An 11,169-nucleotide genomic window follows, 5' to 3' on the forward strand; every position below is an offset into this window, starting at 1 on the left:
TTAGATACTTTAAATATAAAAAAAGAGATTAAAAGTGTTTTTTTATATGATATTAATAAAGATAATATTAAAGAGATATTTATAATTTATAATGAAAATAATAAAAATTCTTTAGAAGGATATTCGCTAGGAAATCTATACATGAATGAGAATGGATATGAAGAAGAGGAAGCGATAGATTTTTTTAAAACGCTTAATATTGCTACTTCTCAAAAATTAAATAAAAAAATCGAAAATGTTCAAAATTTTAATGCTAGTTTAGCTAAAAAAGAACTGGAGCAGTTAGTGCCTTATTATAAAGTTGTAAATTTTAATGATTATAACATTTGGGATGTTTCAAAAAGGATGGGAAAAGATGAATATAATAGCAAAGCTTATCTTTATCAATATGAACTTATTCCTCAAGATTATGAAAAGTTTAATCTCCAGAAATATTTTAAAATTTATTCACTTGATAAATTGAATTTCATAAAAAATATTGGAAACAGTATAATATTTAGTGATGGAAATTACTATTTTCTTTTTCAGATTCAAAGATTGGGATTGATAACTTTGGAAGAAGTTTTTCAAGGAGAGATATTAGAGAATAGTATTATAAAAAATGGAAAATATTTTAATGAATATGAAAACGGAGACTACAAAAAGAATAGTAAAACTGGAATTTGGAACTCTTATGAGTATTCAGAGGAGCTAAAGCGTTATCTACCTATTAAAAAGTATTTTGCTAATGGAATATTAATTAGAAAAGATATTTTTTATAGAAGATCTGAAGAACTTCATATATTTTCTTCAACTACTTATAATTCTAAAAATGAAATAGAGGAGATAAAATATTTTGAAGAAAATGGTGAAGTATCACAAATTAAAACTTATAAGGACTCTATTTTAGAAAAAGTTGTAAACTATACTCATTATAAAAGGAATTATTCGATATATGATAAAGTGATTAATCCTCAGAGTGGTTATGAATACTATAAAGCTAGAGAGTCACTGACACAATTTAAAGATTTAAATCTTTTAGATGCAAAGTTGGAAAATAAGGAGTTAAATCTATACTCTTTAAAAAGTTCTGACAATAAAGATATCTTTGTTGTATTTCAAAATTATTCTCCTGGAAAAACTTCTCAAGATGGGATTCGTTGGTATGAAGATCCGCTTAAATATTTTGGAATAAAAGAGATTTTTTATGGAAAAAGAAAAAGTGAAAAAATAAAATCTTATGAGGATATAGTTAAAGATGGATATTTTGAAGAGTTTAACTTAGGATTTTTCCCAGGAACAGCTTCTATAACAGAATCACCATGTAATGTAGAAACCGTTGTAAAAACTGGATATTTTTCTAACGGAGCGGAAAGTGGAGTTTGGAAAAATTATGATTCTTCTAGAGGTGATTTAATATCATCTTTTAACTATGTTAAAGGAGTATTAGACGGTCCATATGAAATATATTTTTCTAATGGAGCATTAAAAGAAAATGGTGAGTATAGAAATGGGGTAAAAGTTGTTTTGTGGGAAGCTGGACCACAATATTGGCCATCGTATTAGCTAAAGTAAAGTTGGAGCTGTATAAAAAATTACTTTAGGAGGAAGACGTGAAAAAATATTTGATTTTGATTATATTATTATTTGTTAGTGCGTGTGATAAAAATGAAGTGACAAAGATATATTATAAAAGTGGGAAATTAAAAACTGAGTTAATCTATGAAAAAGGAAAAGACAATGGGATTGTTAAGGATTATTTTGAAAGTGGAGAACTTCAAAGTGAAAGAGTATATAAGAATGGTGAATTAAATGGAGTAACTAAAATATACTATAAAAATGGAAAAGTATATGGGGAGTTCACATATAAAGATGGAAAGTTAAATGGTGTTGCAAAGGATTATTATGAAAATGGGCAATTAAGAACAGAAGCATTTTATAAGGATGATATAGAGGATGGAGTTGTTAAAATATATTATGAAAATGGACAACTAAAAACTGAAATGTTTTGCAAAGTTGGAGAAGCAGATAGAATTATTGAAAGCTATTACGAAAATGGGAAGATTAAAAATTAAGATACTGAGGAGCAAAAAATGAAAAGTTTAAGTTTAGGTATGTGGGATTCTAAGGATTTTTTCTATACTGGTGGGGAAACAGACATCAATAAAATAAAAGATGTTGAACTTCAATTGGGATATAAATTACCTGAGAGTTATGTAAATCTTTTATTGGAAAGAAATGGATGGAGTCTATTAAAGAATTACTATTTAGTTCCAGATTTTGATTATGACTATGAATATTTTGAAGGGATATTTGGAGTTGATTCTACAAAAGAGTACTCTTTGTGTGGAAAATTTGGAAATGAGTTTTGGACAGAGGAGTGGGGTTATCCAAAGTATGGTGTATATTTTGGTAGTCATATAAGCTATGGGCATTTGATGCTGCTTTTAGATTATAGAAAGTGTGGACCAGATGGGGAGCCAGAGGTTGCCTTAGTAGATCAAGAGAGTGACTATAGAATAACTTTTTTAGCAAAAAACTTTGAAGAGTTCATGAGAAATCTACTGACAGAGGATCAACTTGAGGAAAAAATAGACTCTTTAATTAGAGAGTCTTCAGAAAATATAGAGAAGAATATTGATCTTTTAAAAAATTATGAGATTAGAGGTGGACTAAGAACAAAAATTGGAGATTATCAAGGAGCTGAAGAGGATATCTCAAAAGCTATTGAGCTAAATCCAGAAAATCTTAACTACTATTTTAGAAGAATGGACCTTAGAGAAGAAATTGGTGATATCACTGGAAGTTTAGAAGACTGTAAAAAACAGATGGAAAGTAACAGCTCTTACTATTTGCTTCGTAAAAAAATAGACTATGAGATGAAGTTAGAAAATTATGAAGAGGCGATAGAGGATTTCACCACTCTAATTGAAAAAAATCCAGAGGATTCAAATAATTATATAGCAAGAGCTATTTGCCATATGAATTTATGGCAGACTCCACTTGCTGTAAATGATTATAACAAAGGGATAGAGAAGTTTCATAAGGATAGTGATAATCGAGATGGATATTTTGATTATAAAGGGATGTTTGAAAGTGATTATAAAAATATAGAGGAGTATGACAAAAAGATAGAGTTAAATCCATTTGATTTTATCACTCTTTATATGAGAGGAAATTTGAAAAAAGATGTTTACTCTAATTATGAGGGAGCGATAGAGGATTACACTCAAGCACTTTATATAAATCCCATGTTTTTATATGCCTATAATAAGAGAGGACTTTGTAAAGTGGAGTTAGGTTACTATGAGGAAGCTATAGATGATTATTCAAAAGCAACTGCTATCAACCCTAATTTTACATATGCTCACTACAATAAATCAATTCCTAAAAATAATCTAGGGGATTATGAGGGAGCTATAGCTGATTGTGATGTTGCAATAATGCTGACACCAAATTTTAGTAGACCCTATGTGAATAGAGGGATTGCAAAAAGTGAAATTGGAGATATGGAAGGAGCGTTAAAAGATTATGAAGCTGCTCTTAATTTAAATAGATCTGCAGAGGCTTATTTAAATATTGGTGTTTTAAAAAATAATATGGGAGACTATCAGGGAGCTATAAAATCTTATAGTGACGCCATTGAATATAATTCAGAGTTCGCACTTGCCTACTACAATAGAGGAAATACAAAGATGGAGTTAGAGAATTATGAAGGAGCCATAGAGGATTATACAAGAGCTATCAACCTTAACTATAGAGATACTGATAGTTATTACAACAGAGGAAACGCAAAAAGAAAATTGAAAAATTTAGAAGGTTCTGAAGAGGACTACCAAAAAACTTTGGAGATAGATCCAAGGTATGCACGTGTTTATTATAACAGAGGACTTGTGAGAGAGGAGTTGGAAAATCTTACAGGAGCCATAGAGGACTACACTGTGTCAATAGGTTTTGATTGTAATACTTTAAACTGTTACCTTAGAAGAGCAGCTTTATTGGCAAATTTTCAAAAATATAGTGAAGTTTTAGAAGATTACAATGAAATAGTAAAGTTAGCACCTAAAAATCCAAGCTACCACTACAATAGAGGTTATTACAATAAAAAATTAAAAAATTATAGTGAAGCCATAGAGGATTACACAAAAGCTATTGAGTTAAATCCTGATTATTCAGATGCTTATTTTAATAGAGGAAATATCAATAACGAATTGGGGAATTCCAAAAAAGCTCGTTTGGATTTTGAAAAAGTTCTTCAATTTAATCCTGAGGATGAGTGGGCAAAAGAGATGGTTAAAAAATTAAAAAAAAGATATTGGTAAGATGGGGTTTAGAGGGAGAGAAGAATGATTAAAAACATTGTAGTTTTTATTTTTAGCATAATTTTTTTAAAGAGTCATCTCTATTCAAAGGAGATTAAAAATCTAATTGCCACAGAGTTTAAAAACGAGATAAAAATAGAGAGAGTTATTAAAATCTATCCATCAGAAACATTTAAAAAGTGGGAGGGGAACTATAAAGTAATACTAGTTGATAAATTGGACAAGGAGGAGTTCTCATATGTTTTTAACGAAAAGGATAGCTCAAAGGATATTCTAAAGGGGATAGAGGAAGCTAGAAATGAGAAAAATATTTTTGTAAAAAAACAGCTGAAAGTTTCAGAGAAGTTTAAGAAAAGTTTTGGAGAGAAATTTATTCAAATGTCTGATATAGAAACTATTTATGGAGATAGATCTTATGCCATAGAGTTTTATTTAGGAAAAGGTTTTTTTAAAGATAAAAGCGTAAAGTACTGTGTGGATCTATTTAAAGAAATGAGTTTAAATATTCCAGATAATTACATGGTATATCTTAATACTACTACCAATCCAGAAAAAATAAAAAAAAGTTATTATAGTTTCTCAGATGATGGAGTTTTTTATAGAGTTAATATGACATCATTTGGAAGTGGTGCAGATTTTTTTGTCTCAAGGAAAAAGTTTAATTCTCCAATGAACTCGCTCAATCCAAATCTGAAAGCTAAATTTATAAATCTAAACAACAGAATCTCTTCACAAAACTATTTTTATAAAAATACAGGGCTATTTATAGAGATTTTAATGCAGGGAGATCTCTATGAGAAGCTTGAAAAAAAACTAAAAAGTAGATTTAAAGAGTTTCAATTTATCTATGGATATCTAGATGTCATAGAGGGAGATATTGGAATAAGAGCGGTTGTTACCAATAAATTTTTAGATGAAGATGCTACAGAAATCTATGAATTTTTTTATACTATAAAAACTCAAAAGATTGACCTTGTAAAGTAAATATTGAATTACATATTTAATTAAAGAAATTTTTCATATTAATTTTACATCAATTTTGTTGGTAATAGCTTTAGGAACGATAACATTAATTATTAATATAGCCCACTTAGGAAGTATAACAGGAAATTGTTTGGCAGAGTCCATTAAAAATAATTTAACTCTATAATTTTAAAACTGTTCTATCGAGTGGAATTTAAGTTAATATGTTAGTTTCTTTAGCTGAAGTTTTAAGGATCACAATAGCTCTATAAATCCATTTAAAATTCAAATTTGGTTTTAGAAGCTGCATTGGAGTTCTTATATCAAGTATAATAATTTTTATAAATACATATAAAAAAATTATAATAGAATTTGTATCTTTTTATCAAATAGAAATTACAAAAAAGTAAAGGAGCCTCTGGGGGGAGAGGCTCCAATGGGGGGATTAAAATTATTTTACTTTTAACACTTTTTATAATATTTAGACCACAAGTTTTATAAAAAAGTTTTAAAAATTATAAATTTTTTTAAAACTTCAAAAGTGTTACTTTTTTATTTGTAGAATCAAGTTCAACTTGTCCTCCAATTGGAAGAGTTAACATAGGATGAGTATGGCAACAGTCAAATTCAGCTAGAAAAGGGAGTTTTGTATCTCCAAGAACTTCTAATAGAATTTCGTAAGGCTTCTTTCCACTGTTTTGGTCGTTGAAAAGTTCATGTTTACCTAAAATAATTCCACTGACTTTTTCAAAAACTTTATTAAGCTTTAAAAAAGAAAAACTTCGCTCTATATCAGCAGCAGTTTTTAAAGAGTCCTCAATAAAAAGAATATCTCCTTTCTTAATTTCAGGCATATATTCACTTCCCCAAATTCCATACATTGTATTTAAATTTCCACCTATTAATCGTCCTGAAACTTTTCCAGGAATAACAGTAACTAATCTGTTTTCGTAAGTAGTTTTAGAAGTATTTTGATCCTCCCAATTTATGAACTTATCAGTATATTTATCAGGAGTTTTGAATGTATAAGGTAGTTCTAAGTCAGTCATTAAAATATCTGAAAAGTATGAGAAAGTTTCTTCCACTAATGGTGAGAACTCTCCGAAACTTGCTACAAGGGCAGGACCATAAAAAGTTATGATACCTGTTTTAGCATATATGGCCAATAAAATTGCAGTTACATCAGAGTATCCTATGAATATTTTTGGATTTTTTTTAATTTCCTCAAAATTTAAATAAGGCAGGATAGAATTTGAATTGCTTCCACCAATAGTTGACATAATACACTTAATCTCTTTATCTTCAATAAGAGTATTTAGTTCATTGGCTCTTTCAGCAATGCTTCCAGATCTATAACCTTGACTTTTTCCAGAGAGATTTCCAGAAGTTAATTTAAAACCTTTACTTTCTAAAAAAAATTGAGCTCTTTTGTATCGTGTAGGTGCAAAAAAAGTAGCTGGGGCAGATGGAGAATAATATCCAATTATATCTCCTTTTTTTAATTTGAACATAGTAACCTCCTGTATCCTATTTTATTTTAAAATATTAGGTAAAATTATTTTAAACTCAACGCCATTATCTTTATTTTCAACTTTATAATTACCATTATGTCTTTTAACAACATCGGCAACAATAGATAAACCAAATCCCCAGTTATCAATTTTATGATTTTTTTCAATAAAGAAAAATGGTTCCCATATTTTTGAGATTTTATCTAAAGGAATATTTGTTCCGTTATTATATATAGAAAAAACAATCGTATTGTCATTAGAATAAAGTGAGATACGTATAATATTTTTAGTAAATTTTAAACTATTTGAAATTAAATTATCTATAGAGACTTTAATTAAATTATAATCACCAACAATCTTTATAGGGTTTGAGAAAAATTCAACATATATATTTTTCTCTGAAAAATCTAGTTGAAATTTATCAATACTAGTTTTCACTAATTCATCTAAATAAAATTCTGAAATTTCTAAATTTTTAAAATTTTCAGCTAAAAGTTGAAATTTTTTGGCTAATTGTGATATTCCAATACACTCATTAATTATCAAATCGCAATATTTTTGATCTTCTTTTTGTAGAATATCTTTAATATAATAAGTATAACCGCTAATAACAGTTATTGGTGTTTTTAATTCATGAGCTAAACTGTTATAAAAATATTTTTGAGACTCATACTTTTTATTTAAAAATTCAAAATATTCTTTTAACTCTTCAGAAACAGTAACCAATTTTTTTGAGATATTTCCAAACTCATCGTTAGAATTTATAGGTTCAATTTCTAAAAAATCTTTTTTTGAAATTTTATCTAAAGATAACTCAATATTAGATATATATTTTGCAATCTTTCTAAAATAATAAGTATAAACACTCCAGATAAAGATAGAAATTATAAAAAATATATACAATGAAAAAGTTTTCATTAATTTTAAATTTTCTTCTATAGCCGAAAGTGGTAAACAAAGAACAATAAAATTATTTTGTTTCTTAAAAACTCTAATTAAGAACGAACTCTTAAGATTTCTTTGTTGAAAATTCATTGTAATGGTTCCAGTTTCATCTAATTTTTTTAGAGCATCATTTCCAAACCAAAAATTATATTTCCAACTATCTTTTTGAAAAAGAGATAATTTTAGTTGGTTATTAAATTCAAAATTGTCTTTTAAAATTGGAATATTACCAACTAGAATATCTGGAGGTAAGTTATAATTATTACCGTTTTTTATAGAGTTTTCAATTTTATTAAGTTCTGAATTTTCTTTATAGAAATAATATTTTTTTCCAAAATTTTCTGTTAAAATGAAAAAAAGAATAAAACTTATTAATAAAGTAAGATTTATAATAATAAATGATTTTCTTTTTAACTTCATTTTTCACTCACCAGCGAGTAGCCAATCCCTCTTTTGTTTTTGAGATTTTCAAGTTGAAGTTTTTTTCTTAAATTTGTTATATGAGTATCAACTGTTCGAAAATCTCCATCAAAATCAAAGCCCCAGATGTATTCGATTAACTGTTCTCTTGAGAAATATCTATCTTTATTTTCACCTAAGTATAGTAGTAATTCGTACTCTTTTGGAGATAGATTAATAGGAGAGTTATTATTGAAAACTTGCTTTTTAGATAAATCTAAATACGAATTTTCATCAATTTTTACTTGATGTTTTTCTTTTCTACTTAAAAGAGATTTTATTCTTAAAAGTAAAATTTTAGGATTAAATGGTTTTCTCATGTAATCATCAGCACCACTATTGAAACCTGTAATTTCATCTAAGTCATGACTTTTAGCAGTAAGCATAATAATAGGAGTGCTTGGATTAGCTAATTTTAACTCTTTACATAAATCAATTCCAGAGATTGTGGGAAGCATCCAATCTAATATAACCAAATCTGGTTTTATTAAATAAAAATTTTCAAGAGCATCATATCCTTCATGAAATATTGATGTCTCCCAGTTTTCAGAATCAAAAAAGTTTTTGAGCATCTCAGCGATAGCTTTGTTATCTTCAATTATTAAAATTTTCATATATTCACCTGTTTTAAAAATAATATGAGATATCTTAACATAGTCATAACAATTCTCCTATATAATTTTTTTATTAATGATTTAGGAGGAGAGATACATTGAAAAGAGTTGTTTTTATTTGCATATTTATATTAAGTAGTATTTTAAGTTTTGGCTTAGAGAGTATTAAAGTTGATAAAGGTGAGTATTTAGTTGATTTAAATACTTTTTTGATAAAATGGAAAACTATGAATGAAGAAGTAAATCTTTCTGGTTCACAAGAATATTTTGAAGTTAAAGTTATTTCAAAAAAAGATAATGAAATTATATTTGAGAGAAAAAACTCTTTAATTACACTTACTTTTTTTGAAGATTATATATCTGTTAAAGGAGAGCCAAAGAGTGGAGATTTTTTATTTCCCTTAATAGCATATGAATCTGAAGAGTTTATTTTACCTTTAAAAAATGGAAAAAGAGTTCCAACAAATGATAAAATTTGGAAAGGGTATTTAGAGAAAAAATTGGATAGTAGTCAAGGATCTAGTGTATTTTCAATGAATTTATTTTCTATAAAAAGTAATGGAAAGTATGTCACATATATTTATGATAATAGGTATCACAATAAAGTTACATACAAAGATAATATATTATCATTTTCCCATAGTTTTTCAAAAATTTCTAAAAATAATGAGATAAATTTTAAGATTTATCCAAATGTTTTATCAATAGCAGAGAGCGCTAAAATTTATAGAAAAGAATTAATACAAACTGGGAAATTTAAAACTTTAAAAGAAAAGATTAAAGAGAATTCAAATGTTGAAAAACTTTTGGGAGCACCGCATTTTTATATAACAGGAGAGGTGTTATTTTCTATTGAGGATATAAGAGATTTTAATGGATTTTTTAATAGATTTAAAGAGGAATTAAGAAATAAAAAGAGTTTTTTAATGGAGTTATTTTCTAAAAATATATCTACTTCGAAAGAGTTTGAAAATTTTATTGAGCAATTGAAACCAAATCAAAAATTGAATTTATATGAAAAAAGAACTTTTATTAAATATTTTAATGAACTTTTATATAATGAGATTTTTAGTAATGAGGAAAATTCAGTGAAAATTTCTCAAAATTTAAAATTAGAAATAGAAAAAACATTTGGGAAATTCATGACTCCTATAAATTATTGGGGTGAAGGAACATCAATAGAAATTTTAGAAACTCTTAATCAATTTGGAATAGATAAAGCATGGCTTGGATTTCATAACTATACAATGGGAGAATTGAATCCAAAATTCATAAAAAAAGCTGTTGGTATGGGTTATTTAGTGGGAGCTTATGATTCTTATAAAAGCATCCATTTGAAAGGGAAGGAAAAATGGAATACAGCAAGCTTTCAAGATGAGACACTTTTTGATAGTAGTACGATAACTTTAGAAAATGGAGAAAAAGTTACTGGATTTAATGGTTTTGGAAGAGAGTTAAATCCTAAGTTTTCTTTTGATGAAGTGAATTATAGATTAAATCGTTTTTCAAAACTTGAGTTTAATAGTTGGTTTGTGGATACAGATGCAGTGGGAGAGATTTATGATGATTTTACTCCAGGAAATGAAAGTGATGAGGAGGAGCAGGTTAATCAAAGAATAAAAAGAATGGATTTAATAAAAGATAAATATAATTTAGTTATAGGATCAGAGGATGGAGATGATTTTGCAGCTGCAACTATATCTTATGCTCATGGTATTTTTACTGGTATTGTGCCTTGGTGGATATATAAGGATATGAAAAATCCAAATTCAGATTATTTTATAGGAAGATATGTTAGTAAGGATGGAGGTGTTCCAGAATATTTTGAAAAGGAGATTCTTCTTGTTGATGAAGCTGATTATATATTTTATAATGAACTTTTTAATATTCCATTATATCAATTAGTTTATAATGATTCTGTTATAGGTACTAATCATTGGATTTTTCATACTTTAAAAGTTAAAAATAGACAAAAAGATATAGTACTGAGAGGGATTCTTTATAATGTTCCTCCTATGTATCATCTAGATAGAAAAACATTAAAAGAAAATAAAGATAGAATTACAAAACACTTTCAAAATTTTAGTAAATTACATAGAGAGTTGGCATTAGAAGAGATGGTAGATTTTTGTTATTTGACAGAAGATAGGCTTGTACAAAAAACTACCTTTTCTAATGGGAAGGAGATAATTGTAAATTTTTCTGAGATACCATTTTATCAAAATAGCATTAAAGTTGATAAAAAATCTTTCTTATTAATTAATTTTAAAAAGAGCAATGATGAATTATAAATATTTTTTGTTAAAACTCTTAATTTATTTCAGTCATAGATTAGATATCCTTGTATGAAATTAAAGAAACATCCCAAGTTAAAGT

The 11,169-nt window shown here is 27.0% G+C and carries 8 protein-coding genes; 5 read left to right on the plus strand and 3 right to left on the minus strand.

Translation table 11 applies throughout. The features are described from left to right. From HMPREF0202_RS15195 to HMPREF0202_RS00975, 4 genes are all read left to right on the plus strand, one after another. A partial coding sequence (locus HMPREF0202_RS15195; protein ID WP_023051590.1) for a toxin-antitoxin system YwqK family antitoxin occupies positions 1 to 1,545 on the plus strand: 1,545 nt, incomplete at its 5' end. 47 nt (positions 1,546 to 1,592) lie between these two features. Beyond that, the gene (locus tag HMPREF0202_RS00965; RefSeq protein WP_023051591.1) at positions 1,593 to 2,054 is read left to right on the plus strand and encodes a toxin-antitoxin system YwqK family antitoxin; all 462 of its coding nucleotides are present in this window, start codon (positions 1,593 to 1,595) and stop codon (positions 2,052 to 2,054) included. 18 nt (positions 2,055 to 2,072) lie between these two features. Then, entirely contained in the window at positions 2,073 to 4,301 is a 2,229-nt protein-coding gene (locus tag HMPREF0202_RS14625; protein ID WP_023051592.1) for a tetratricopeptide repeat protein, read from the plus strand. 24 nt (positions 4,302 to 4,325) lie between these two features. Beyond that, positions 4,326 to 5,285 (plus strand): hypothetical protein, encoded by a 960-nt coding sequence (locus tag HMPREF0202_RS00975; protein ID WP_023051593.1) that lies wholly within the window; start codon positions 4,326 to 4,328, stop codon positions 5,283 to 5,285. A 506-nt stretch (positions 5,286 to 5,791) separates the two neighbouring features. On the opposite strand, the gene HMPREF0202_RS00980 is transcribed toward HMPREF0202_RS00975, so the two are convergent. Genes HMPREF0202_RS00980 through HMPREF0202_RS00990 form a run of 3 tightly spaced genes read right to left on the minus strand, consistent with a single transcriptional unit; the run spans position 5,792 to position 8,793 of the window. Continuing rightward, a complete protein-coding gene (locus HMPREF0202_RS00980) occupies positions 5,792 to 6,775 on the minus strand; it encodes a S66 family peptidase (RefSeq protein ID WP_023051594.1) in 984 nt (327 codons plus the stop codon). A gap of 21 nt (positions 6,776 to 6,796) precedes the next feature. After that, entirely contained in the window at positions 6,797 to 8,140 is a 1,344-nt protein-coding gene (locus HMPREF0202_RS00985; protein WP_023051595.1) for a sensor histidine kinase, read from the minus strand. Continuing rightward, positions 8,137 to 8,793, minus strand: coding sequence for a response regulator transcription factor (locus HMPREF0202_RS00990; protein ID WP_023051596.1), 657 nt, complete (start codon positions 8,791 to 8,793; stop codon positions 8,137 to 8,139). Before HMPREF0202_RS00990 ends, HMPREF0202_RS00985 begins: the two co-directional genes overlap by 4 nt. A 98-nt stretch (positions 8,794 to 8,891) precedes the next feature. On the opposite strand from HMPREF0202_RS00990, the gene HMPREF0202_RS00995 reads away from it, so the two are divergent. Further along, complete coding sequence (locus HMPREF0202_RS00995) at positions 8,892 to 11,084, plus strand: glycoside hydrolase (RefSeq protein ID WP_023051597.1); 2,193 nt, start codon at positions 8,892 to 8,894, stop codon at positions 11,082 to 11,084. Positions 11,085 to 11,169: the final 85 nt, after the last annotated feature.

This window comes from Cetobacterium somerae ATCC BAA-474, assembly GCF_000479045.1.
Lineage (GTDB): Bacteria > Fusobacteriota > Fusobacteriia > Fusobacteriales > Fusobacteriaceae > Cetobacterium_A > Cetobacterium_A somerae.

What these genes read in the sequence shown, in the direction of transcription:
- HMPREF0202_RS14625 (WP_023051592.1), top strand. Translation starts at nt 2,073, where the DNA reads ATGAAAAGTTTAAGTTTAGGTATGTGGGATTCTAAGGATTTTTTCTAT.
- HMPREF0202_RS00975 (WP_023051593.1), top strand. Translation starts at nt 4,326, where the DNA reads ATGATTAAAAACATTGTAGTTTTTATTTTTAGCATAATTTTTTTAAAG.
- HMPREF0202_RS00980 (WP_023051594.1), bottom strand. Translation starts at nt 6,775, where the DNA reads ATGTTCAAATTAAAAAAAGGAGATATAATTGGATATTATTCTCCATCT.
- HMPREF0202_RS00985 (WP_023051595.1), bottom strand. Translation starts at nt 8,140, where the DNA reads ATGAAGTTAAAAAGAAAATCATTTATTATTATAAATCTTACTTTATTA.
- HMPREF0202_RS00990 (WP_023051596.1), bottom strand. Translation starts at nt 8,793, where the DNA reads ATGAAAATTTTAATAATTGAAGATAACAAAGCTATCGCTGAGATGCTC.